General features: G+C 71.2%; 21 protein-coding genes. 12 read left to right on the top strand and 9 right to left on the bottom strand.

Translation table 11 applies throughout. The annotated features are described in order from the left end of the window. Nucleotides 1-83: 83 nt before the first annotated feature. Together cobT and ACXNSR_RS11700 are read right to left on the bottom strand one after the other, a co-directional pair. Nucleotides 84-1,148: a nicotinate-nucleotide--dimethylbenzimidazole phosphoribosyltransferase gene (cobT, locus tag ACXNSR_RS11705; protein WP_458642002.1), complete on the bottom strand. Its 1,065-nt coding sequence runs from the start codon at nucleotides 1,146-1,148 to the stop codon at nucleotides 84-86. Nucleotides 1,149-1,243: 95 nt separating this feature from the next. Next, nucleotides 1,244-2,449 (bottom strand): bifunctional adenosylcobinamide kinase/adenosylcobinamide-phosphate guanylyltransferase, encoded by a 1,206-nt coding sequence (locus ACXNSR_RS11700; protein ID WP_458642001.1) that lies wholly within the window; start codon nucleotides 2,447-2,449, stop codon nucleotides 1,244-1,246. A gap of 93 nt (nucleotides 2,450-2,542) precedes the next feature. Here ACXNSR_RS11700 and ACXNSR_RS11695 point away from each other — a divergent pair, with 93 nt between their 5' ends. Next, entirely contained in the window at nucleotides 2,543-2,755 is a 213-nt protein-coding gene (locus ACXNSR_RS11695; protein WP_030389078.1) for a hypothetical protein, read from the top strand. An 81-nt stretch (nucleotides 2,756-2,836) separates the two neighbouring features. Here the strand turns inward: ACXNSR_RS11695 and ACXNSR_RS11690 are convergent, their stop codons facing one another. Both ACXNSR_RS11690 and ACXNSR_RS11685 read right to left on the bottom strand, forming a co-directional pair. Continuing rightward, nucleotides 2,837-3,595: a class I SAM-dependent methyltransferase gene (locus ACXNSR_RS11690; protein WP_458643275.1), complete on the bottom strand. Its 759-nt coding sequence runs from the start codon at nucleotides 3,593-3,595 to the stop codon at nucleotides 2,837-2,839. A gap of 50 nt (nucleotides 3,596-3,645) precedes the next feature. After that, nucleotides 3,646-4,254 carry a DUF3043 domain-containing protein gene (locus ACXNSR_RS11685; RefSeq protein ID WP_458642000.1) on the bottom strand — a complete coding sequence of 203 codons (609 nt, stop codon included), beginning with the start codon at nucleotides 4,252-4,254 and terminating at the stop codon, nucleotides 3,646-3,648. Nucleotides 4,255-4,517: 263 nt separating this feature from the next. On the opposite strand from ACXNSR_RS11685, the gene ACXNSR_RS11680 reads away from it, so the two are divergent. Together ACXNSR_RS11680 and pspAA are read left to right on the top strand one after the other, a co-directional pair. After that, complete coding sequence (locus ACXNSR_RS11680; protein WP_458641999.1) at nucleotides 4,518-5,312, top strand: PspA/IM30 family protein; 795 nt, start codon at nucleotides 4,518-4,520, stop codon at nucleotides 5,310-5,312. 13 nt (nucleotides 5,313-5,325) lie between these two features. Continuing rightward, nucleotides 5,326-5,604, top strand: coding sequence for a PspA-associated protein PspAA (pspAA, locus tag ACXNSR_RS11675; protein ID WP_458641998.1), 279 nt, complete (start codon nucleotides 5,326-5,328; stop codon nucleotides 5,602-5,604). A 102-nt stretch (nucleotides 5,605-5,706) separates the two neighbouring features. On the opposite strand, the gene ACXNSR_RS11670 is transcribed toward pspAA, so the two are convergent. Next, nucleotides 5,707-6,477 (bottom strand): hypothetical protein, encoded by a 771-nt coding sequence (locus ACXNSR_RS11670; RefSeq protein ID WP_458641997.1) that lies wholly within the window; start codon nucleotides 6,475-6,477, stop codon nucleotides 5,707-5,709. 70 nt (nucleotides 6,478-6,547) lie between these two features. Between ACXNSR_RS11670 and ACXNSR_RS11665 the strand changes: the two genes are divergently transcribed. From ACXNSR_RS11665 to ACXNSR_RS11655, 3 genes are all read left to right on the top strand, one after another. Further along, complete coding sequence (locus tag ACXNSR_RS11665) at nucleotides 6,548-7,369, top strand: adenosylcobinamide-GDP ribazoletransferase (protein WP_458641996.1); 822 nt, start codon at nucleotides 6,548-6,550, stop codon at nucleotides 7,367-7,369. Nucleotides 7,370-7,401: 32 nt separating this feature from the next. Further along, nucleotides 7,402-8,130 carry a response regulator gene (locus tag ACXNSR_RS11660; RefSeq protein WP_458641995.1) on the top strand — a complete coding sequence of 243 codons (729 nt, stop codon included), beginning with the start codon at nucleotides 7,402-7,404 and terminating at the stop codon, nucleotides 8,128-8,130. 136 nt (nucleotides 8,131-8,266) lie between these two features. After that, nucleotides 8,267-11,407 carry an efflux RND transporter permease subunit gene (locus tag ACXNSR_RS11655; protein ID WP_458641994.1) on the top strand — a complete coding sequence of 1,047 codons (3,141 nt, stop codon included), beginning with the start codon at nucleotides 8,267-8,269 and terminating at the stop codon, nucleotides 11,405-11,407. Nucleotides 11,408-11,484: 77 nt separating this feature from the next. On the opposite strand, the gene nadA is transcribed toward ACXNSR_RS11655, so the two are convergent. Further along, nucleotides 11,485-12,672, bottom strand: a complete 1,188-nt coding sequence (gene nadA / locus ACXNSR_RS11650) for a quinolinate synthase NadA (RefSeq protein WP_458641993.1) — start codon at nucleotides 12,670-12,672, stop codon at nucleotides 11,485-11,487. 305 nt (nucleotides 12,673-12,977) lie between these two features. On the opposite strand from nadA, the gene erpA reads away from it, so the two are divergent. Continuing rightward, nucleotides 12,978-13,334, top strand: coding sequence for an iron-sulfur cluster insertion protein ErpA (gene erpA / locus ACXNSR_RS11645; protein ID WP_030010511.1), 357 nt, complete (start codon nucleotides 12,978-12,980; stop codon nucleotides 13,332-13,334). Nucleotides 13,335-13,410: 76 nt separating this feature from the next. On the opposite strand, the gene ACXNSR_RS11640 is transcribed toward erpA, so the two are convergent. Together ACXNSR_RS11640 and ACXNSR_RS11635 are read right to left on the bottom strand one after the other, a co-directional pair. Continuing rightward, nucleotides 13,411-14,865 (bottom strand): hypothetical protein, encoded by a 1,455-nt coding sequence (locus tag ACXNSR_RS11640; RefSeq protein WP_458641992.1) that lies wholly within the window; start codon nucleotides 14,863-14,865, stop codon nucleotides 13,411-13,413. A 72-nt stretch (nucleotides 14,866-14,937) separates the two neighbouring features. Next, nucleotides 14,938-15,177, bottom strand: a complete 240-nt coding sequence (locus ACXNSR_RS11635) for a hypothetical protein (RefSeq protein WP_458641991.1) — start codon at nucleotides 15,175-15,177, stop codon at nucleotides 14,938-14,940. Nucleotides 15,178-15,308: 131 nt separating this feature from the next. On the opposite strand from ACXNSR_RS11635, the gene ACXNSR_RS11630 reads away from it, so the two are divergent. Further along, nucleotides 15,309-16,283 (top strand): carbohydrate kinase family protein, encoded by a 975-nt coding sequence (locus ACXNSR_RS11630; protein WP_327385881.1) that lies wholly within the window; start codon nucleotides 15,309-15,311, stop codon nucleotides 16,281-16,283. Nucleotides 16,284-16,557: 274 nt separating this feature from the next. On the opposite strand, the gene ACXNSR_RS11625 is transcribed toward ACXNSR_RS11630, so the two are convergent. Beyond that, nucleotides 16,558-17,937, bottom strand: a complete 1,380-nt coding sequence (locus tag ACXNSR_RS11625) for an aminotransferase class V-fold PLP-dependent enzyme (protein WP_458641990.1) — start codon at nucleotides 17,935-17,937, stop codon at nucleotides 16,558-16,560. Nucleotides 17,938-18,219: 282 nt separating this feature from the next. On the opposite strand from ACXNSR_RS11625, the gene ctaC reads away from it, so the two are divergent. From ctaC to ACXNSR_RS11605, 4 genes are all read left to right on the top strand, one after another. Continuing rightward, nucleotides 18,220-19,194 (top strand): aa3-type cytochrome oxidase subunit II, encoded by a 975-nt coding sequence (gene ctaC, locus ACXNSR_RS11620; protein ID WP_458641989.1) that lies wholly within the window; start codon nucleotides 18,220-18,222, stop codon nucleotides 19,192-19,194. Continuing rightward, a complete protein-coding gene (gene ctaD, locus ACXNSR_RS11615; protein ID WP_458641988.1) occupies nucleotides 19,191-20,921 on the top strand; it encodes an aa3-type cytochrome oxidase subunit I in 1,731 nt (576 codons plus the stop codon). The genes ctaC and ctaD overlap by 4 nt, the downstream gene beginning before the upstream one ends. After that, complete coding sequence (locus ACXNSR_RS11610; RefSeq protein ID WP_033221882.1) at nucleotides 20,918-21,316, top strand: cytochrome c oxidase subunit 4; 399 nt, start codon at nucleotides 20,918-20,920, stop codon at nucleotides 21,314-21,316. The genes ctaD and ACXNSR_RS11610 overlap by 4 nt, the downstream gene beginning before the upstream one ends. A 125-nt stretch (nucleotides 21,317-21,441) precedes the next feature. Continuing rightward, complete coding sequence (locus tag ACXNSR_RS11605; RefSeq protein WP_458641987.1) at nucleotides 21,442-22,689, top strand: L,D-transpeptidase; 1,248 nt, start codon at nucleotides 21,442-21,444, stop codon at nucleotides 22,687-22,689. Nucleotides 22,690-22,750: the final 61 nt, after the last annotated feature.

The following is a 22,750-nucleotide window of genomic DNA, read 5'->3' as shown; positions in this document are numbered from 1 at the left end:
AAAAAGCGATCATATGGGGCGCAACTGTCCGTCATCGCGCAGTCGGGGGCCTCGGCCGGGTCAGGACCGGGGGCCCCGGCGGCTCATTCCGTCGGCTCCTCCACCGCCCGCTCCGGGAGTTCCGCCGCGAGTGCGGCGGCCGCCTGGACGAGGGGGAGGGCCAGCAGTGCCCCGGTACCTTCACCTACTGTGACGCCGTGATCGAGCACGGGGTTGAGCGCCATTCGGTCAAGTGCCTTCGCCTGGCCCGGCTCGCCGCTGGCCTGTCCGGCCAGCCACCAGTCCGGAGCCCGGAACGCGGCCCGCTGGGCCACCAGCCCACAGGCCGCCGAAACGACACCGTCAAGGATGACCGGCGTACGGCGCACCGCACACTGGAGGAGGAATCCGGTGATGGCGGCCACGTCCGCACCGCCGACCGCGGCCAGCAGCGCCACCTGGTCGCCCAGGACCGGACGGGCCCGGCGCAGCGCGTCGCGGATCGCCGCGCACTTGCGCATCCAGGCCAGGTCGTCGATGGGCAGGCCGCCGCGGCCGGTGACCACCGAGGCGTCCGTTCCGCACAGGGCGGCGACGAGGGTCGCGGCGACCGTGGTCCCGCCCACGCTCAGGTCACCGAGGACGACCAGGTCCGTTCCGGAATCGGCCTCCTCGTCGGCGATCCGCATCCCGAGCCGCAGGGCCGCCTCGGCCTCCTCGGCCGTCAGCGCGTCCTCCACGTCGATCCGGCCGCTGCCGCGCCGGACCCGGTGCCCGACCACGTCCGCGGGGAGCAGTTCGGGATCGCAGTCGAGCCCGGCGTCGACGATCCGTATGGTGGCGCCGAACCGGCCGGCCAGGACGGCGACGGGGCTCGCCCCGTCGAGGACCGCCCGCACCAGTTCGTGGCCGGTGGACGCGGCCCGGGCGGAGACGCCCTCGGCGGCGATCCCGTGGTCGGCGGCGAACAGCACCACGCGCGGGCGCTCGATCGGTTTGACCGGAACCCGACCCTGCGCGGCGGCGAGCCACTCGGCGAGTTCGTCGAGCCGGCCCAGCGCGCCGGGCGGGACGGCGAGGCGCTCACGGCGTTCCTCGGCGTCACGCCGGACGCCCCCGTCGGGGCGCTCGATCAGATCGGAGAAGTCGTCGAGATTCAGCGTGCTCATCTGCCAGAGAGTACAGCCGGTAAGGCCCTCCCTCAGGCCTTCGGTGACCGGTCGTCGGACTCCTGGCCGGCCTGCCGCTCCGATGCCCTCCCCGGCTATTCCTTCAGTACGGTCACCAGGCCCGCGACGACGAGGAGCACGTGCTCGCACTCGCCCGCGACGGCCGCGTTCAGGCGGCCCAGCTCGTCGCGGAAGCGCCGTCCCGCGGCGGTCGCCGGCACGACGCCCGAGCCCACCTCGTTGCTGACCAGCACCACCGGGCGGCGGGTCGCGCGCACGGCCGCCACCAGCTCGGCGGTCCGCCCCGCCAGCTGCTGCCGGCCACTCTCCGCCCACACCGCGTCGTCCCACGCCCCGGCCCGGTCCATCGCGTCCGTCAGCCACAGCGCCAGGCAGTCGATCAACAGCGGCGGCCCGTCGGCGGCCAGCAGCGCGGCCAGCTCGCACGTCTCCACCGTCCGCCAGTTCCCCGGCCTCCGCTCCCGGTGCAGGCCGACGCGCTGGGCCCATTCCGCGTCGCCGTCCCGGGTGCCGGAGGTGGCCACGTAGACCACTTCCGGGAAGGACTCCAGCCGCCGCTCCGCCTCCACGGACTTGCCGGAACGGGCCCCGCCCAGCACCAGGGTCCGGCGCGGCAGGTCCGGCACCGCGCGGTACTCCCCGACGATCACGGTCGTGCCGTCCGGCACCGCCCGGGCCCCGGCCGCCGCGCACCGGCGCTCCAGCTCCCGGCCCGGCGGGGTGTCGTGGTCCAGGTGGACGGCGATCACGTCCGTCGCCGGGCCGACGGCGCCGCTCGCCCGCAGCCGGGCCAGCGCCTCGGGCCGGCCCAGTACGTCCATCAGGACCATGTCGTACGGGCGCCGCCCGGCCCGGTCGGCGAGCCCGGCCGGGGCCCCGCCCGGCGGCAGGTACAGCAGCCGGGCCCCGTCCGGGCCGGTCACCTCGTACCCGGTGCCCGGCGCGTCCATCGGCACCGCCCGCACCCGGTGCCCGGAGATCACCGCGAGCTCCCGCCCGTCCGGCACCCGCCCGGCGGCCGGCAGCCCGGGCGGCAGCTCGACGGCGGGCCCGTCGTGCGGATGGGTCAGCAGCACCTGCCGCACACCGGCCAGCGAATGCCCGGCCCGGGCGCCCGCCAGCACTGCCCCGGGCGTCAGGTCCAGCAGCAGCGCCCCGTCGACGAGGACGGCCGTGGCGGCGCGCGAACGCGAGCCGACGGAGACGGCGCAGGCCGCGCAGGGGCAGCCGGGACGGGGCAGGCCTTCGGGTGTTCCGGTGCCGAGCAGAGTGAGTTCCACAGGATGATCCTCCCGCGTCGCCGAGACTGCTGCGCGCCCGGTTACTCTGCGGGCACACTCAGGCTAGGAAGTGTGCGAGCAACGGAGGCGGACATGGCGTGGACGTGGCGGTTCGAGACGGCCGACGGCACCGAGACGAGCCCGTCGGTGGTACCCGAGGAGTTCACCACGCAGGGGGACGCGGAGTCCTGGATCGGCGAGTACTGGAAGGACCTGCTGGAAGGCGGCGTCGAGCAGGTGAAGCTGTCCGACGACGCCGGGACCGAGCTCTACACGATGAGCCTGCGCGCCGCGCTCGACGCGTAGGCCCTGCCGCAGTCGAGCGAGGGGCGGGCCGGAGGTTTTCCCTCCGGCCCGCCCCTCGCCCGCGCACGTCTCGTACGGGCCCTAGCCCCGTACCCCGCACAGGTGCAGCAGCGCCGCCACACCCCGGTAGGGGTCGGTCCGGCCGGCGCGGTCCTCGGCGGCCAGCAGCCGCTCCAGCTCCTCGTCGGGCGGCAGGACTTCGCCCGCCTCGGTGCCGTCGGTGAAGACGCGGACGCCGTACCAGGACTGCAGCGGCGCACCGATCCCCGACAGGGTCGCGGTCAGTCCGGCCAGCCGGTCCGCGCGGACGTCCAGGCCCAGCCGGTTCGTGTACTCGGTGGAGTCGAACGCGTCCAGCGCGCCCTTCCAGTCACCGCCCAGCCCCGGCCGCATGGCGAGCGCGTCGCCGTTGCGCACCAGCAGGGACAGCAGTCCGCCCGGGGCCAGCATCCGGGCCAGCCCGGCCAGCATGGCGTCCGGTTCGGGCACGTACATCAGCACCCCGTGGCACAGCACCACGTCGAAACTGCCCGGCAGGAAGTGGGCGCCGGTCTCGCGCCCGTCCCCCTCCAGCAGGGTCACCCGGTCACGGATTCCCTCGGGCTCGGCGGCCAGCGCCTCACGGGCGATGTCGAGCATGCCGGAATCCTGTTCCAGGCCCGTCACCTTGTGCCCAGCGCGGGCCAGCCGCAGTGCCTGCGTGCCCTGGCCCATGCCGACGTCGAGCACCCGCAGCCGCTGCCCGACCGGGAAGCGCTGCGCGATCTGTTCGTCGACCTGTCGGCCCACGAGCTCCTGCCGGACCGCGTTGCGCAGTCCGCCCAGGCCCTCGAGCCACAGGCGTGCCCCCTCGGCGAAGCCTTCCCCCGACGCGCCGGGCGTCCCTCCGCTCAGGGCCGTTCCCCGCGCTTGACCTGCGGCTTCGGGAGACGGAGCCGGCGCATCTGGAGGGTGCGCATGAGGCCGTAGGCGATGGCGCCGCGGCGGGGCTCGTCCGGGAAGCGCGTGGTCAGCGCCTTGCGCAGGCGGAACCACAGGCCGATGGAGTCGAGCAGGATCAGGACGATCACGACGAGCCACAGCGTCAGCGCGATGGTCTGGATCGAGGGCTGGCGCACCATGCTCAGCACCAGGATGATCACCGCCAGGGGCAGGAACATCTCGGCGACCGAGTAGCGGGAGTCCACGTAGTCGCGGACGAACCGGCGGACGGGACCCTTGTCACGGGTCGGCAGGTAACGCTCGTCGCCGTTGGCCAGCGCTTCGCGCTGCTTGGCCATCTCGGTACGGCGACGCTCGCGGGCTCGCTTGGCGTCCTCCTTGCGGTTGCCGGTCGAGGCCACCACGGCCTTGCGCTGCGACTGGGCCACAGCACGCTTCGGCGTAGGGCGGCCCTTCGGGGCCTGCGGGTCACGGGGCTGCGAGAGGTCGGCGCTCACCTTGTCGGTGGCGGCGGCCTTCTCTTCCTTGGAGGAGCGGCTACCAAACACAAAACCCAAGCCTACGTGGTTGCGGCCACGGGCCCCACCCCGCTGGGGAACGATCCGGCAACGGCGGGCGTCCTTCCCCATGCACGGTGCGTGCGGTGGGCCCGTCCTCCTGGGATCACCTACTCCTTACGCCTGATGGGGCGCGGGCGTAGTCGTCCTGGAGGAGGAGCGCATCCGTACTCGAACAGTGCGGTAATGGAGACAGGGCCCGTACTGTGGGTTCTGTCGGTGACCTGGAGCACAGTCCGTCTAGAAGGGGGCGCGCGAAGCCCATGAGCGGTGTCATGAAGCGTATGGGGATGATCTTCCGCGCGAAGGCGAACAAGGCCCTTGACCGGGCCGAGGACCCGCGCGAAACCCTCGACTACTCGTACCAGAAGCAGCTGGAGCTGCTGCAGAAGGTGCGTCGTGGGGTCGCCGACGTGGCGACCTCCCGCAAGCGCCTGGAGCTGCAGCTGAACCAGCTCCAGGGGCAGTCCGCCAAGCTGGAGGACCAGGGCCGCAAGGCCCTCGCCCTGGGCCGCGAGGACCTGGCCCGTGAGGCCCTCTCGCGGCGCGCCTCGCTCCAGCAGCAGGTCAGCGACCTGGAGGTGCAGCACCAGACCCTGCAGGGCGAGGAGGAGAAGCTGACGCTGGCCGCCCAGCGGCTCCAGGCCAAGGTGGACGCCTTCCGCACGAAGAAGGAGACCATCAAGGCCACGTACACGGCGGCCCAGGCGCAGACGCGGATCGCGGAGTCCTTCTCCGGCATCTCCGAGGAGATGAGCGACGTCGGCCTGGCCATCCAGCGGGCCGAGGACAAGACCGCCCAGCTGCAGGCCCGCGCCGGCGCCATCGACGAGCTGCTGGCCTCCGGTGCGCTCGACGACCAGAGCGGCCTCGGCTCCAAGGACGACATCCAGGCCGAGCTGGACCGCCTCTCGGGCGGTACGGACGTGGAGCTGGAGCTCCAGCGCATGAAGGCCGAGCTGGCGGGCGGCCCGGCCGCCCAGCAGCAGGCCATCGAGGGCGGTGCGCAGGGCAACGGGCAGCAGTCGCAGACCCCGCACCGGTTCGACAAGCAGTAGGACGGGGCCCGTCATGATTGTCCGCATCATGGGGGAAGGCCAGGTGGAGGTGGCCGACAGCCACTTCCCCGAGCTCAACAAGCTGGACGACGAACTGCTCGCCGAGCTGGAGGGCGGTGACGAGGAGGGTTTCCGGCGGACGCTGGGCGCACTGCTCGACGCCGTGCGACGGCTCGGCACGCCGCTCCCGGACGACGCTCTGGAGCCGTCCGAGCTGATCCTCCCCGGTGCTGACGCCGCCCTGGAAGAGGTCAGGGAGATGCTCAGCGACGACGGGCTGATCCCGGGCTGATCCCCGGGCCGGCTCCCGGGCCGGTCCCGTGCCGGTGCGGGGCCGGGCACACCGACGGCACGGCGGCGGGCCCCCCGGGCAGGGGAGGGCCCGCCGCCGTCGTCAGTGCTGCGGCGGCTTCTCCAGGGGGACGGGGTTCGGGTCCGGGGTCCCGCCGATGAAGTTCTCGAACCTGCGGCGCGGACTCGCCCAGCGCCGGTCGTGGTGGAAGGCGCGCAGCCCGGCCTTGGCCCGGGCGCGCGGCCGGTTCGCGTAGAACCTCTTCGCGTACGGGGATCCGGGCCGGGCCAGCCGGATCGCGCCGACCAGCGCCACGAAGGGCACGACCACGCCGAAGAGCGCGGTGCGGGCCTTGCCCTTCCACAGGGCGACCAGGGCGAGGCAGAAGTTGGTGGCCCCGTTCATGACGACCAGGCCGCGGCTCTGGCGCTCCTCGGTCGACAGGTCGTTCACCCCGAAGGGCACGAAACCGCCGATGACCAGGGCCACGACGGCGGCCGTGATCACCACGAGCTCCACGCTCTTGCGGCCCTGCTCGCTCCAGTAGACGTCGTCGAGGTGCAGGATGAGCGCGAACTCGTCCAGGACCAGGCCCGCGCCCAGGCCGAAGATCACGGCGGAGGCGTACGCGCCGAAGCCGTACCGGCCGCTGCCGACCGCGCCGAAGCCGCCGATGATCACGAGGATCACGCCCGGCACCACGTGGTGGATGTGCAGACCGCCCGGGGTGACGTTCTTGAAGGGGCCCCGGCCGGCCCGGATCATCCGGGTGATCACACGGGTGACCAGGAACGACATCACGAAGGAGAGCAGGGCGAGCAGGAGCGGCAGCTTCCCCGGTTCGACAATGTTCCGATACCACCAGTGACCCATCCCACTGACTCCCTGTTTGGCATGTAATGGGTAATTTACCGCCCGCGTGGAGCGGGTACCGTTCCCGCCGATGAGAGATTCGTACGACGGCCCGCCCCAGACGCCGCCCCCGGAACGCGCCTCGTTCCCCGACGGCCTCCGTTTCGCGTTCGGCACCCTCACCGTGCTGCCCGCCCGCATCACCCGCTGGGACCGCCCCGCCGCCCGCACCGGAATGGCCTGCGCTCCGCTCGCCGGGCTGGTCGTCGGCGTGCTCGCGGCCCTGCCCGGAGCGCTCGCGCTGCTGCTCGGCGGGGGCCCGCTGCTCGCCGCGACCCTCACCGTCGCCGTGCCGGCCGCGCTCACCCGCGCACTGCACCTCGACGGCCTCGCCGACACCGCCGACGGCCTCGGCAGCGCCAAACCCGCCGACGAGGCCCTGCGGATCATGAAGCAGTCCGACATCGGCCCCTTCGGCGTCGTGGCCCTGGTGCTCGTGCTGCTCCTGCAGGTGGCCGCCCTGTCCGACATCTACGCCGACAGCTGGATCCGCGGCGCCCTCGCCGCCGTGGTCGCGGCCGTCGCGGCCCGCCTCGCCATGACCCTGGCCTGCCGGGAAGGCGTCCCGGCCGCCCGCCCCGGGGGGCTCGGTGCCGCCGTCGCCGGGGTGGTCCCGCGCCGCGCCGCCGCCCTGCTCGCCGTGCTCACCGTCGCCCTGGCCGCGGCCGCCGCACTCCCGCTGGGCCTGCCCGCCGCCGGCCGGAGCGCGGCGGCGGTCCTGGCCGCCCTGCTCGCCGCGGAGCTGCTGCTCCGCCGCTGCGTACGCCGCTTCGACGGGGTCACCGGCGATGTCTTCGGCGCCCTCGCCGAGGTCGCGGCGACCACCGCCCTGATCGTCCTCGCCCTGGGCTGAGCGCGGACCGCGGGCCCGCGTACGCTCACACCGTGGACCAACATGCGACGGACCTGCCCTCCGCCGCGCCCGTCAGGGTGCTGCTCGCCGACGACCAGGCGCTGCTGCGCAGCGCCTTCAAGGTGCTCGTCGACTCCGAGCCCGACATGGAGGTCGTCGGGGAGGCCTCCGACGGGGCGCAGGCCTTCGAACTCGCCCGCCGCACGCGCCCCGACGTCGTCCTCATGGACATCCGGATGCCCGGCACCGACGGGCTCGCCGCCACCCGCATGATCAGCGCGGACCCGGAACTCGCCGGCGTGCGCGTGGTGATGCTGACGACCTTCGAGGTCGACGAGTACGTGGTCTCGGCCCTGCGGGCCGGCGCCTCCGGCTTCCTCGGCAAGGGGGCCGAGCCCGAGGAACTGCTCAACGCGATCCGCGTCGCCGCGGCCGGCGAGGCGCTGCTCTCCCCGGCCGCCACCAAAGGGCTCATCGCCACCTTCCTCGCCCAGGGCGGCGGCGCCGACCCGGCCGCCACCGGGGCCTCGGCCGGGGCGCACGCGCAGCGGCTCGCCGCGCTGACCGTCCGGGAGCGCGAGGTCCTCGTACACGTCGCGGCCGGCCTCTCGAACGACGGGATCGCCGGGCGGCTGGAGGTCAGCCCGCTGACCGTCAAGACCCACGTGAACCGGGCCATGGCCAAGCTCGGCGCCCGCGACCGGGCCCAATTGGTGGTTATTGCCTACGAATCGGGACTGGTCCGCCCACGCGCGGAGTAGCGCCGCACCGAACGACGTACTCCAGACGCGGTATGCCGCACATAAGGACGGCACCTGCGAGCGACGAAACGCACCACCCCGGTGCGACAGGGTAGGAGTGCCCTCGCGTTCGTCACTGCAGAGAGATCTCATACCCATGTCCTGGCTGTCCCGCTTCAGCCTGGCCCAAAGGGCCCTGGTCGGCCTCGTGTCGATCGTCGCGCTCCTCTTCGGCGCCATAGCCATCCCGCAGCTCAAGCAGCAGCTGCTGCCCTCCATCGAACTGCCGATGGTGTCCGTGCTCGCGCCGTACCAGGGCGCCTCGCCCGACGTGGTCGAGAAGCAGGTCGTCGAACCGATCGAGGCCATGCTCAAGGGTGTCGACGGCATCACCGGCATCACCTCGACCGCCAGCGAGGGCAACGCCCTCATCATGGCCACCTTCGACTACGGGGACAGCGGCACCAAGCAGCTCGTCGCCGACGTCCAGCAGGCCGTCAACCGGGCCCGCGTCCGGCTGCCCGCCGACGTGGACCCGCAGGTCGTGGCCGGTTCCACCGACGACATCCCGACGGTCATCCTGGCCGTCACCGCCGACAAGGACCAGCAGGCGCTCGCCGACCAGCTGGAACGTTCCGTCGTCCCCGTCCTCTCGGACATCGAGGGCGTCGGCCAGGTCACCGTCGACGGCGTCCAGGACCTCCAGGTCACCGTCACCCCCGACAACGCCAAGCTCGCGGCCGCCGGCCTCGACGGCGCCTCCCTCGCCCAGGGCCTCCAGGCGGGCGGCGCGTCCGTCCCCGCGGGCTCCTTCGACGAGGCCGGCAAGAACCGCACCGTCCGCGTGGGCAACGGCTTCACCTCCCTCGCCCAGGTGGAAGAGCTGCGCCTGACCCCCGGCCCGGGCAAGCCGGCCGTCCGCCTCGGCGACGTCGCCACCGTCAAGCAGGAGCCGGCCAAGGCCGTCTCCATCACCCGCACCAACGGCAAGCCCAGCCTCGCCCTCGTCCTCACCATGGACAAGGACGGCAGCGCCGTCGCCATCTCCGACGCGGTCAAGGACAAGCTGCCCGAGCTGCGCACCGCGCTCGGCGCCGGCGCCGACCTGACCGTCGTCAGCGACCAGGGCCCGGCCGTCGCCAAGTCCATCTCCAGCCTCACCACCGAAGGCATGCTCGGCCTGCTCTTCGCGGTGATCGTGATCCTGGTCTTCCTGGCCTCGCTGCGCTCGACGCTGGTCACGGCGGTCTCCATCCCGCTGTCCGTCGTCCTCGCGCTCATCGTGCTGTGGACCCGCGACCTGTCGCTCAACATGCTGACCCTGGGCGCCCTCACCATCGCCATCGGCCGCGTGGTCGACGACTCGATCGTGGTCCTGGAGAACATCAAGCGCCACCTCGGCTACGGCGAGGAGCGCGAGGCCGCGATCATCACCGCGGTCAAGGAGGTCGCCGGCGCGGTCACCTCCTCCACCCTCACCACCGTCGCCGTCTTCCTGCCGATCGGCCTCACCAGCGGCATGATCGGCGAGCTCTTCGGCTCCTTCTCCCTCACCGTCACCGCGGCCCTGCTGGCCTCGCTGCTCGTCTCGCTGACGGTCGTACCGGTGCTCTCGTACTGGTTCCTGAGCGCGCCCAAGGGCGTCGAGCCCGGGAACGCCGAGAGCGCGGCCAAGGCCCGCCGCGAGGCCGAGGAGAAGGAGGCGCGCAGCCGCCTCCAGCTCTTCTACGTCCGCGTCCTCGGCTTCGCCACGCGGCGCCGGGTGACCAGTGTCGCCATCGCGGTGGTCGTCCTGATCGCCACCCTCGGGATGACCCCGCTGCTGAAGACCAACTTCTTCGACCAGGGCGAGCAGGAGGTCCTGACGGTCAAGCAGGAACTCGCCCCCGGCACCTCGCTGGCCGCCTCCGACGAGGCGAGCCGCAAGATCGAGAAGGCGCTGGCCTCGGTCGACGGGGTCAAGAGCTACCAGGTCACCGTCGGCTCCTCCGGCTTCCTCGCGGCCTTCGGCGGCGGTACGGGCTCCAACCAGGCCTCGTACCAGGTCAGCCTGAAGGACTCCGGCAAGGCCGACGCCGTCAAGAAGGGCATCGAGGGCAAGCTGGCCGCCCTCGACGGCATCGGCGAGACCCGCATCGTGGCGGGCGACGGCTTCGGCAACCAGAACCTCAGCGTGGTCGTCAAGGCCGGCGACGGCAAGGTCCTCGCCGAGGCCGCCGAGCAGGTCCGCGCCGAGGTCGCCAAGCTCAAGGACGTCGCCGACGTGCAGAGCGACCTGTCCCAGTCCGTGCCCCGCATCTCCGTGACCGCGACCCCCAAGGCGGCCGCGGCCGGCCTGGACCAGGCCGCGCTCGGCGCGATCGTCGCGCAGGCCGTCCGGGGCAACCCGGCGGGCAAGGCCGTACTCGACGACACCGAGCGGGACATCGTCATCAGGTCCGCGCAGCCGGCCACCACCCTGGCCGAACTGCAGGCGCTCCCGGTCGGCCCGGCCAGGCTCGGCGACATCGCCGAGGTCAAGGAGGTCCCCGGCCCGGTCGCGATGACCCGGATCGACGGCGCCCGCGCCGCCACCATCACCGCACGGCCGCTCGGCGACAACACCGGCGCGGTCAGCGCCGAGCTGCAGACCAAGCTCAAGGCCCTGGACCTGCCGGAGGGCGCCACCGCGTCCATCGGCGGCGTCTCCGAGGACCAGGACGAGGCCTTCGGCTCGCTCGGCCTGGCCATGCTCGCGGCCATCGCGATCGTGTTCATGCTGCTGGTCGCGACCTTCCGGTCGCTGGTCCAGCCGCTGATCCTGCTGGTCTCCATCCCCTTCGCGGCCACCGGCGCGCTCGGCCTGCTCATCGCCACCGGCACCCCGATGGGCGTCCCGGCGATGATCGGCATGCTGATGCTCATCGGCATCGTGGTGACCAACGCGATCGTCCTGATCGACCTGGTCAACCAGTACCGCGCCCAGGGCCTCGGCGTCGTGGAAGCGGTCGTCGAGGGCGGCCGGCACCGGCTGCGCCCGATCCTGATGACGGCCCTGGCGACGATCTTCGCGCTGCTCCCGATGGCGCTGGGCGTCACCGGCGAGGGCGGCTTCATCTCGCAGCCGCTCGCGGTCGTGGTGATCGGCGGCCTGGTCAGCTCCACCCTGCTGACGCTGCTGCTCGTGCCGACCCTCTACACGATGGTCGAGCTCCGCAAGGAGCGCCGCCGCGCCAAGCGTGCGGCGAAGCGGGAGGCACGCCTGACGGTGGTCCCGGCCCCCTCCGGCGCGCAGGACGAGGTCCCGGCCAAGGCCTGACACCCGTCGCACCAAGGCCGAAGGGCCGCTCCTCGGATCGAGGGGCGGCCCTTCGGGCGTGTGCGGGGGAGGAGCGGCTACGGGAGCGCCAGCATCCGCTCCAGCGCGAGCTTCGCGAAGCTCTCGGTCTCCTTGTCGACCTGGATCCGGTTGACGAGGTTGCCCTCGGCCAGGGACTCCAGGGTCCACACCAGGTGCGGGAGGTCGATGCGGTTCATCGTCGAGCAGAAGCAGACCGTCTTGTCGAGGAAGACGACCTCCTTGTCCTCCGCGGCGAATCGGTTCGCCAGACGGCGGACCAGGTTCAGCTCGGTGCCGATGGCCCACTTGGAACCGGCCGGGGCCGCCTCCAGCGCCTTGATGATGTACTCCGTCGAGCCGACGTAGTCCGCGGCCGCCACGACCTCGTGCTTGCACTCGGGGTGGACCAGGACGTTCACGCCGGGGATCCGGGCGCGGACGTCGTTGACCGAGTCGACCGAGAACCGGCCGTGCACCGAGCAGTGCCCGCGCCACAGGATCATCTTGGCGTTCCGCAGCTGCTCGACGGTGAGGCCGCCGTTCGGCTTGTGCGGGTTGTAGAGCACGCAGTCGTCCAGGGACATGCCCATGTCGCGGACGGCGGTGTTGCGGCCCAGGTGCTGGTCCGGGAGGAAGAGGATCTTCTCGCCCTGCTCGAACGCCCACTCCAGGGCCTTCTTCGCGTTGGACGAGGTGCAGATCGTGCCGCCGTGCTTGCCGGTGAAGGCCTTGATGTCGGCGGAGGAGTTCATGTACGAGACGGGGACCGTCGCCCCGGCCACGCCGGCCTCGGTCAGCACGTCCCAGCACTCCGCGACCTGCTCGGCGGTGGCCATGTCGGCCATCGAGCAGCCGGCGGCCAGGTCCGGCAGGACCACCTTCTGGTCGTCCGAGGTCAGGATGTCCGCGGACTCGGCCATGAAGTGCACGCCGCAGAAGACGATGTACTCGGCCTCCGGCTTGGCGGCCGCGTCCTTGGCCAGCTTGAAGGAGTCGCCGGTGACGTCCGCGAACTCGATGACCTCGTCACGCTGGTAGTGGTGGCCCAGGATGAAGACCTTGTCCCCGAGCTTCTCCTTGGCCGCGCGGGCACGCGCCACGAGGTCCGGGTCCGACGGCGAGGGCAGGTCGCCGGGGCACTCCACCCCGCGCTCGCTCTTGGGGTCGGCCTCACGGCCGAGCAGCAGCAGGGCAAGGGGCGTCGGCTGGACGTCCAACGGCTGGGCGGTGGTCACGACACGCACCCTTTCTGTTCTGCGACAAGGGACTTCTGGATCATCACTTGGATCATCACTTCGACTTTTCGTCTATTTGACGTTATCTATCATAACCGCTTCACGTCAGTTTGACGATGCCGATAGTGTCAATGTGACGCATCAGCCCACGATTCGCCGGGTCCACCCCCTCGCGCGGTGTGCGAGCATGGAATATCTGAAACAAGCGTCGGGTCCCGGAATGAATCCGCGGTCCCGCTCGTTGCCACCGACGGCAAGAGTCCGACGTTTCCCCGCCCCCGGCGGGGAGCCGCCCACTTCGGGAGTGAATGCAGATGTCCGTACAGGACGACAAGACCACTGTGAGCGACGGCATCCTCCTGTCCGACGCCGCCGCCGAGAAGGTCAGGACCCTGCTGGAGCAGGAAGGCCGCGATGACCTGGCGCTCCGCGTCGCCGTCCAGCCCGGTGGCTGCTCCGGCCTGCGCTACCAGCTCTTCTTCGACGAGCGCTCCCTCGACGGCGACGTCGTGAAGGACTTCGACGGTGTGAAGGTCGTCACGGACCGGATGAGCTCCCCGTACCTCCACGGTGCCTCCATCGACTTCGTCGACACCATCGAGAAGCAGGGCTTCACGATCGACAACCCCAACGCCACGGGCTCCTGCGCCTGCGGCGACTCGTTCAGCTAAGCCTGAACACCCACGAGGGCCCGCCCCCGGTCGCATCCGACCGGGGGCGGGCCCTCGTGCATACCCGGGACCGCGGCTACTGCCGGGGGAGCGGCTTGCCCGTGGCCGCGTCGATCACCTTCCGGTCACCCAGCGGCTGCTGCAGCTGCACGGTCAAGGACATGTCCTGCGCCAGCATGATGCAGGCCCCGCCCGGCTTGTTCGGGGTGTCCGTGATCTTCACCAGGACCGATTCCGCCTGCTCCCGCGCCTCCACGGCGTAGGTGCTGCACACGCTGCCCCAGAAGTTCACCGTCAGCTTCCGGTCGGCTTCCGCGTACGAGAATCCGGTCACCGTGCGCATGTCCTTCGGGCCGGGAGTGCTCTCCTGGGCGGCCGCCGCCGGCTGGGCCACCGTGTGCCCGGGCGCGCCGTCCCGGCCCGCCACCTCGAAGAGCCAGGCCGGAACCAGACCCTGTGCCCCGTTCACCGTGCCGGGGACCAGCCCGAGCACGGCGCCCTTCACCGTCTCCGTCCGCGGCGGCTTCATCGGCCGCGGCTCCGGGTTGCACGGCACCGCGTCCGTGGACGACACCGCGGTGTCCGCCGCCAGCGGGACCGCGCTCGCGCATCCGCTGGGCTCGGGGTCGCCCTCCCGGCCGCCCGACTTCGCGTTCAGCCGGGCCAGCGCCTCCACGGCCCCGACCACCTGCTGATCGGCCGCCCGTGCCGGTGCCTTCAGCTCTCCGTTGCCCCCCACCACCGAGCCGTCGGAGCCCACGCTGATCTTCGTGGCCCAGCCCTGCGTGGGCAGCCCGCCGACCACCGGGTCGGCGGCCACCACCCGTACCGAACCCTGGTGGGACCGGGCGTCCTGCTTGGCCTCCGCCAGCCCCGCGGCGGCCAGCACGGGGGCTGCGGCGGCCTTGGCGGCCTCCTCCGAGACAGGCGCGCCCGTCTCGGCCCCGCCGCCCGCGCTCGCCCCCGGGTCCTGCGGGACGGTGGCCGGGCCACAGGTGTCCTTGCCGCGCACGCAGTCGTCCCCGGCGCCGTTGCCGTTGCCCGGCGCCTGGAAGCGGGCGAAGTTCCACGTCCCCGGCGCCGTACGGGCCACCGTGAGCCGGGGCCCGGAGCCGTCGGCGGCCTCCCCGGCCAGCCAGACGTCCCCGCTCAGGCGCGGCTCGCCGGGCAGACCCAGAGCCGCCGCGAGGCGGGCCACCTCCGCCGGCGCGACCTCGCCGGACAGCGCGTAGGTGGGAGCACCGGCCGGAGCCTCCGGAAGCTTCACGTCGGCCCGGTAGACCACCCCGCCGCCGGACGGGTCGGGCTCCCCGGGCGCGATGCCCGGGCCCGAGGGGTCTCCCGCGTCGCGGGGCGCGGAGGCCGCGCTGTCACCCGTACGGTGGCCCTGCCCACCGTCGCCGTAGGCGGTCGACGCCCAGTACGCGGTGCCGCCGCCCGCCAGCAGGACGGCGGCCGCGATCGAGCCGACGGCCCAGGCGGGCCGCCGCCGTGTGCCGCGTGTTGTGTCGTCGGGTCCTTCGCTGGTCACCGCATCGCTCCTTCACCGGTCCCGTCGTACCTGATGCGGGTGTGACGGAGCGGGAGCGAAACCGGTTCCCTCCTACTGGTCCCCGTACACGGACGTGGCGGCGATCAGCCGCGCCGAGGCCGGCGGGACACTGATCCCGTGGATCTGCGAAGGGGCCACGCGGACCGGCCGGGGGCCCGCCGGGACCGCCCAGTGCGGGGCCATCCGGGCGCAGTCGCCCAGCAGGCGGGCGAATCCGGGCTGTCGTGAGGCTTCCGCGCCGCGCTTGTCCGCGGTGTACTCGGAGTAGCCGAAACCGTCGGTGTAGGTCATGCAGGCACCGTAGGCATCGGAACTCTGGCGAAGAAAGACCTACTAAGGGGTAGTTTCTGGGGTACAGCCGAGGGCCGCTTACCGGGTAGTTTTGACTGTCCCTCGCCGTCCTCAGCAGGAGCGTCCACGCCGTGCGCATCGCAGTCACCGGCTCCATCGCCACCGACCACCTCATGACCTTCCCCGGCCGTTTCGCCGACCAGCTGGTCGCCGACCAGCTGCACACGGTCTCCCTCTCCTTCCTCGTCGACAACCTCGACGTGCGGCGGGGCGGGGTCGGCCCGAACATCTGCTTCGGTATGGGGCAGCTCGGCATCCGCCCGATCCTCGTCGGAGCCGCCGGCTCCGACTTCGACGAGTACCGCGCCTGGCTGGACCGGCACGGCGTCGACACCGAGTCCGTCCGGATCTCCGAGGTGCTGCACACCGCGCGCTTCGTGTGCACCACGGACTCCGACCACAACCAGATCGGCTCCTTCTACACGGGCGCGATGAGCGAGGCCCGGCTGATCGAGCTGAAGGCCGTCGCCGACCGGGTGGGCGGGCTCGACCTGGTCCTGATCGGCGCGGACGACCCCGAGGCGATGCTGCGCCACACGGAGGAGTGCCGCACGCGCGGGATCCCCTTCGCCGCCGACTTCTCGCAGCAGATCGCCCGGATGGACGGCGACAACATCCGCACCCTGATGGAGGGCGCGACCTTCCTGTTCTCGAACGAGTACGAGAAGGGCCTCATCGAGTCGAAGTCCGGCTGGACCGACGAGGAGATCCTCTCGAAGGTCGGCACCCGCGTGACCACGCTGGGCTCCAACGGCGTCCGGATCGAGCGCGTCGGCGAGGCCCCGATCGTGGTCGGCTGCCCGGAGGAGACCGCGAAGGTCGACCCGACGGGTGTCGGCGACGCGTTCCGCGCCGGGTTCCTGACCGGTCTGGGCTGGGGCGTCGGCCTGGAGCGGGCGGCGCAGCTGGGCTGCATGCTCGCGACGCTGGTCATCGAGACCCTGGGCACCCAGGAGTACACGCTGGCCCGTGCCCACTTCATGGAGCGCTTCACCAAGGCCTACGGCGACGAAGCCGCGGCGGAAGTCCGCGCCCACCTCGCCTGATCCCGCCGCCGTCTGGGCCCGGGCCCATCCTCGCCCACCGGGGCCGAGCCCGGGCGGAGCCCGGTGCCCGGCGGAGCCGGGTTCCCCGGGGCTCCGCCCCAGACCCCGCTCCTCAAACGCCGGAGGGGCTGGGTTCGGCTCCGGCCGGGCTGGATTGGTCGGCGGAGCCGGGTTGGCCGACGAGGCTGGGATTGCCCGGCCGAGGCGGAGGCGTGCCCGGCGCAGCCGGAGGGGCTGAAACTCGCCCGGCGAAGCCGGATGGGTGCGGGCCCGGTCACAGGGCTCGGCGGACCGTGTAGGCCGTGCCGGTTTCGCGCGGGGTCTCGCCCACATAGGTGTGCCCCCGCATCGCGCACCACGCCGGGATGTCCAGCCGGGCCACCTCGTCGTCGGAGACGACCGTGACGGTCCCGCCCACCGGGACCGTCACGATGGCGCGGGCCAGCTCGATCACCGGCTGCGGACACCGCAGCCCCAGCGCGTCCAGCTCCAGCGAGTCCGCCACCGGCGCCACCGCCGGGGGCTCCGACACGCCGAGCCGGTCCCGTACGTCCGCCACCGCGCGCGGCAGCGCCTCCAGGAACGCGTTGACCTCCTCCGCCGGGGTCCCCGGCGGCAGGGACACCCGTACGTTCCCCTCCGACAGCACGCCCATCGCCCGCAGCACGTGACTGGGGGTCAGCGTGGAGCTCGTGCACGAGGAGCCGGAGGAGACCGAGAAACCGGCCCGGTCCAGCTCGTGCAGCAGCGTCTCCCCGTCGACGTACAGGCAGGAGAAGGTGACCAGGTGCGGCAGCCGCCGCTCCGGATCGCCCACCACCTCCACGTCCGGGACCAGCCGCACCACCCGCCGCCGGATGCGGTCCACCAGGACCCGCAGCCGGGCCGCCTCCGCGTCCGCCTCGGCCCGTACGGCCCGCAGGGAGGCCGCCGCGGCGACGATCGCGGGCAGGTTCGTGAAACCGGGGGAGCGCCCCGACTCCCGCTCGTCCGCGGGTCCTTGGGGCGAGAAGCGCACGCCCTTGCGGACCGCCAGCAGGCCGACCCCGGGCGGGCCGCCCCATTTGTGCGCGCTCGCCGTCAGCACGGACCAGGCGCCCTCCACCGGACCCCAGCCCAGCGACTGGGCCGCGTCCACCAGCAGCGGCACCCCGGCCGCCCCGCAGATCTCGGCCACCTCCGCCACCGGCTGGACCGTGCCCACCTCGTGGTTGGCCGACTGGAGGCAGGCGAGGGCGCTCTCCGGGACGAGCGCCTGCGCGTAGCCGGCGGGCGTCACCGCACCCCACCGGTCCACCGGGACCTCGGTCACCGTCCCGCCGCGCGCCCCGTGCACCTCGGCCGCGTGCAATACCGAACTGTGTTCGACCGCCGATACGACCAGATGAGCTCCGACGCGTCGGCGCCCGGCGAGGACCCCCGCCACCCCCGTGTGAACCGCGTGCGTCCCCGAAGGAGTGAACACGAGCTCGTCGGCCCGGCATCCCACCGCCTCCGCGGCGGCCTCCCGCGCCGCGTCCAGCAACAGCCGGGCGCGCCTGCCCTCCCGGTAGAGCCGGGCCGGATCGGCCCAGCCCTCGTCCAGGGAGGCCTGCAGCGCCTGGCGGGCCACGGGGTGCAGGGGAGCGGCGGACGCGCTGTCGAAGTACGGCATCCGGCCACGCTAGCTCCAGCCCGGAGCGTTCGAGGTCAGGGGGCGTCAGATGTGCTCCGGAGCCCGCCATTCAGGGCCATTCGCGCCGTCCCCCGGACGGCGGATCCATCCCTTCGGGGGCAGTAGCGGCGCGTTGGGCACCCTCCCCGCGCGACCCCAAATAGCGTCCAGTAGGGTTTGGTCCGCATAAACATCCAAACCCCTGCCTGCGTCAGGGCCGGCGACCGACCCGAACACGGCCGCGGCCGGCCGCGCGGGCCGAGACTCTCGGGAAGGCGCTACGTGAGTCCCTACGGCTCCGACCGCTCGCCGCGGCGCCCGATGCGGCGGAAGCTGCTGCAGGCGCTGACTGCGGGCGTGGTCCTGGCGACCGCCACTGGTTGCTCGTATACATGGAAAGACTTCCCCCGCCTCGGAATGCCGACTCCGGTAACCGAGGAGGCGCCGCGCATCCTCTCCCTGTGGCAGGGATCCTGGGCGGCCGCGCTGGTCACGGGCATCCTCGTGTGGGGCCTGATCATCTGGAGCGTCATCTTCCACCGGCGCAGCCGGACGAAGATCGAGGTCCCCGCGCAGACCCGGTACAACATGCCCATCGAGGCGCTGTACACCGTGGTCCCGCTCATCATCGTCTCGGTGCTCTTCTACTTCACCGCTCGTGACGAGTCGAAGCTCCTGGCCCTCACCCCGAAGCCGCCGCACACGATCAACGTGATCGGCTTCCAGTGGAGCTGGGGCTTCAACTACATCGAGAACGTCGACGGCGACGCTGCGACCCCGAAGGCGGGCGCGGTCCCCAAGGAGCTTGCCTCCATCCCGGACCGCTTCACCAAGGACTTCCCGGCGGGCGCCGAGGGCGTCTACCAGAAGGGTGTCCCGAACGACCGGAACCCCCAGACGGGCAACCCGGGTCCGACCCTGGTCCTCCCCAAGGGCGAGAAGGTCCGTTTCATCCTGTCGTCGAACGACGTGATCCACTCCTTCTGGGTGGTCCCGTTCCTGTTCAAGCAGGACGTCATTCCGGGCCACACCAACGTCTTCGAGGTCACCCCGTCCGAATACGGCACCTTCATGGGCAAGTGCGCCGAGCTCTGCGGCGTTGACCACTCCCGGATGCTCTTCAACGTCAAGGTCGTCTCCCCCGAGGAGTACCGGGCGTACCTGAAGGATCTGGCGGAGAAGGGTCAGACCGGCTACCTCCCGGCCGGTATCCAGCAGACCGACCCGGCCCGGAATGCGGAAGTGAACAAACTGTGAGCATCCTCAACGAATCCCAGGGTGCCGCCGCCGACTCGTATGAGAACGAGCTGCCGGTGCGGCGCAAGCAGCCGGGCAACGTGGTCGTGAAGTGGCTGACCACGACCGACCACAAGACCATCGGTACGATGTACCTGGTCACGTCGTTCGTGTTCTTCATCATCGGCGGTCTGCTGGCGCTCTTCATGCGCGCCGAGCTGGCCCGTCCGGGCACGCAGATCATGTCGAACGAGCAGTTCAACCAGGCGTTCACCATGCATGGCACGATCATGCTGCTGATGTTCGCCACCCCGCTCTTCGCGGGCTTCGCCAACTGGATCATGCCGCTGCAGATCGGCGCGCCCGACGTGGCGTTCCCGCGGCTGAACATGTTCGCGTACTGGCTGTACCTCTTCGGCTCGACCATCGCGGTGGCCGGCTTCGTCACGCCGAACGGCGCCGCCGACTTCGGCTGGTTCGCCTACTCCCCACTGTCGGACGCGGTCCGTTCGCCGGGCATCGGCGCCGACATGTGGATCATGGGTCTGGCCTTCTCCGGCTTCGGAACCATCCTCGGCTCAGTCAACTTCATCACCACGATCATCTGCATGCGCGCACCCGGCATGACGATGTTCCGCATGCCGATCTTCACCTGGAACGTGCTGCTGACCGGTGTTCTGGTCCTGCTCGCCTTCCCGGTGCTGGCCGCCGCGCTCTTCGCGCTGGAGGCCGACCGCAAGTTCGGTTCGCACGTGTTCGATGCCTCGAACGGTGGAGCCTTGCTATGGCAACACCTCTTCTGGTTCTTCGGGCACCCAGAGGTGTACATCATCGCGCTGCCGTTCTTCGGAATCGTTTCCGAGATCATCCCGGTCTTCAGCCGTAAGCCGATGTTCGGCTACATCGGCCTGATCGCCGCGACGATCGCGATCGCCGGCCTCTCCGTGACCGTGTGGGCCCACCACATGTACGTCACCGGTGGTGTGCTGCTGCCGTTCTTCTCCTTCATGACCTTCCTGATCGCGGTACCGACCGGTGTGAAGTTCTTCAACTGGATCGGCACCATGTGGAAGGGCTCGCTGTCCTTCGAGACCCCGATGCTCTGGACGATCGGCTTCCTGGTCACCTTCACCTTCGGTGGTCTGACCGGCGTCATCCTGGCGTCGCCCCCGATGGACTTCCACGTCTCCGACTCGTACTTCGTCGTCGCGCACTTCCACTACGTCGTCTTCGGCACCGTGGTGTTCGCGATGTTCGCCGGCTTCCACTTCTGGTGGCCGAAGTTCACGGGCAAGATGCTGGACGAGCGCCTCGGCAAGATGACGTTCTGGACGCTGTTCATCGGCTTCCACGGCACCTTCCTGGTGCAGCACTGGCTGGGTGCCGAGGGCATGCCGCGTCGTTACGCGGACTACCTCGCCGCCGACGGTTTCACCGCGCTGAACACGATCTCGACGATCAGCTCGTTCGTGCTCGGCCTGTCGATGCTGCCGTTCATGTACAACGTCTGGAAGACGGCCAAGTACGGCAAGAAGGTCGAGGTCGACGACCCGTGGGGTTACGGCCGTTCGCTCGAGTGGGCGACGTCCTGCCCGCCGCCGCGGCACAACTTCCTCACCCTGCCGCGGATCCGTTCCGAATCCCCGGCGTTCGACCTGCACCACCCTGAGATCGCGGCCCTCGACCACCTCGAGGACCACAGCGTCGCCGCCAAGGCCGTCACCGGCGGCAAGGAGGCCGACAAGTGAAGATCCAGGGCAAGATGTTCCTCTGGCTCTCCTTCTTCATCCTGATCATGGCCGTCGTGTACGGCGTGTGGTCGAAGGAGCCCGTCGGTACCACCGCGCTCTTCCTGGCCTTCGGCCTGAGCGTCATGATCGGCTACTACCTGGCCTTCACGGCCAAGCGTGTCGACGAGATGGCCCAGGACAACCTGGAGGCCGACGTCGCCGACGAGGCGGGCGAGCTGGGGTTCTTCTCCCCGCACAGCTGGCAGCCGCTCTCGCTGGGCATCGGCGGTGCGCTCGCCTTCCTGGGCGTCGTCTTCGGCTGGTGGCTCATGTACTTCTCGGCCCCGATCATCATGATCGGCCTGTGGGGCTGGGTGTACGAGTACTACCGCGGTGAGAACCAGAACCAGTAGCAGCACCTTCGCGGCCCCGCCGCGGAGCACCAGGGGCCCGGGCCCCTCCTTCGGGAGGAGCCCGGGCCCCTCGTTTGCAGTCACCCCGCGCGCCGGATTTGTCATATCTTCATAGCGTTGGCTCCATGAAGCACTCACCGCGTCTTTGGACGGTACTCAGCTGCTCCCTGCTGGTCGCGTCCCTCGGGGCCGGCGCCACCGCATGCGGGTCCGGCGACAAGAACCCGCTGTCAGCCCGCCCGTACGACGCGGGCGATCAGGTCGCCTTCAACCAGAGCGCCGGCAAGCGCCCCGTGAACCCCGACCGGCCCCTCGAAATCACCGCCAAGAGCAGCGGCGGCCGGATCACCGATGTGCTGGCCGTGGACACCCACGGCCGCCGCCTGGCGGGCGAACTGAGCGCCAAGGGGGACCGCTGGCACAGCACGACCCCGATGGCCTCAGGCGTCCGCTACACGGTCATCGTGAGCACCGAGGACGAGCGGGGCGCCCCCGGCCAGCGCACGCTCACCTTCGACACCACCCCGTCCAAGGGGATCCTGAAGGTCGAATTCGGTCCGGACGAGGGCAAGTACGGCGTCGGGCAGCCCATCACCGCCGAACTCAGCGAGCCGGTCAAGGACAAGGCCGCCCGCGCCATCGTGGAACGGGGCCTCGTCGTCGACGCCCCGCCCGGCGTCGAGGGCGCCTGGCACTGGGTGGACGACAAGAACCTCCACTACCGGCCCAAGGACTACTGGCCCGCCAACTCCGCCGTCTCCGTACGGAGCAACCTGGAAGGCGTCAGGATCACCGACGAGCTCCACGGCGCCGTCGCCAAGCCGCTGAAGCTGGAGATCGGGGACCGGGTCGAGGTCACCACCGACGCCTCCTCGCACTACCTCACGTTCAAGCGCAACGGAGAAGTGATCAACACCATCCCGGTGACCACCGGCAAGCCCGGCTTCTCCACCCGCAACGGCATCAAGGTGGTGCTGGGCAAGCAGTACTTCGTACAGATGCGCGGTGACACCGTCGGCATCGGCGGCAGCGAGTACTACAACCTGCCCGTCTACTACGCCACCCGCGTCACCTGGAGTGGTGAATACGTCCACGCCGCGCCGTGGTCCGTCGGCTCCCAGGGCTACGAGAACGTCAGCCACGGCTGCACGGGCATGAGCACCGGCAACGCCGCCTGGTTCTACGAGAACATCACCGAGGGCGACATCGTCCAGGTGATCAACAGCATCGGCGACGACATGGACGTCTTCGGCAACGGCTTCGGCGACTGGAACATGGACTGGAAGGACTGGCGCCAGGGCAGCGCCCTGCTCAAGGGCACCCAGGAAGGCCGCAGCCCGGTCGACCAGGCCCGCCTGCGCCCCACCGTCTAGCCGGTGCCGGTCCCTCCCTCCGGACGGCGTCCGGGGGGAGGGGAAGTTACCGGCCCGTTCA

The sequence above is a fragment of the Streptomyces sp. NC-S4 genome, from assembly GCF_054353315.1.
This window is presented reverse-complemented; position numbering and strand designations above follow the sequence as displayed.

Bases quoted from the DNA above. Each gene is read 5' to 3' on its own strand.
- cobT (WP_458642002.1), bottom strand. From the start codon at position 1,148: ATGAGCACGCTGAATCTCGACGACTTCTCCGATCTGATCGAGCGCCCC.
- ACXNSR_RS11695 (WP_030389078.1), top strand. From the start codon at position 2,543: ATGGCGTGGACGTGGCGGTTCGAGACGGCCGACGGCACCGAGACGAGC.
- ACXNSR_RS11680 (WP_458641999.1), top strand. From the start codon at position 4,518: ATGAGCGGTGTCATGAAGCGTATGGGGATGATCTTCCGCGCGAAGGCG.
- pspAA (WP_458641998.1), top strand. From the start codon at position 5,326: ATGATTGTCCGCATCATGGGGGAAGGCCAGGTGGAGGTGGCCGACAGC.
- ACXNSR_RS11670 (WP_458641997.1), bottom strand. From the start codon at position 6,477: ATGGGTCACTGGTGGTATCGGAACATTGTCGAACCGGGGAAGCTGCCG.
- ACXNSR_RS11665 (WP_458641996.1), top strand. From the start codon at position 6,548: ATGAGAGATTCGTACGACGGCCCGCCCCAGACGCCGCCCCCGGAACGC.
- ACXNSR_RS11655 (WP_458641994.1), top strand. From the start codon at position 8,267: ATGTCCTGGCTGTCCCGCTTCAGCCTGGCCCAAAGGGCCCTGGTCGGC.
- erpA (WP_030010511.1), top strand. From the start codon at position 12,978: ATGTCCGTACAGGACGACAAGACCACTGTGAGCGACGGCATCCTCCTG.
- ACXNSR_RS11635 (WP_458641991.1), bottom strand. From the start codon at position 15,177: ATGACCTACACCGACGGTTTCGGCTACTCCGAGTACACCGCGGACAAG.
- ACXNSR_RS11625 (WP_458641990.1), bottom strand. From the start codon at position 17,937: ATGCCGTACTTCGACAGCGCGTCCGCCGCTCCCCTGCACCCCGTGGCC.
- ACXNSR_RS11605 (WP_458641987.1), top strand. From the start codon at position 21,442: ATGAAGCACTCACCGCGTCTTTGGACGGTACTCAGCTGCTCCCTGCTG.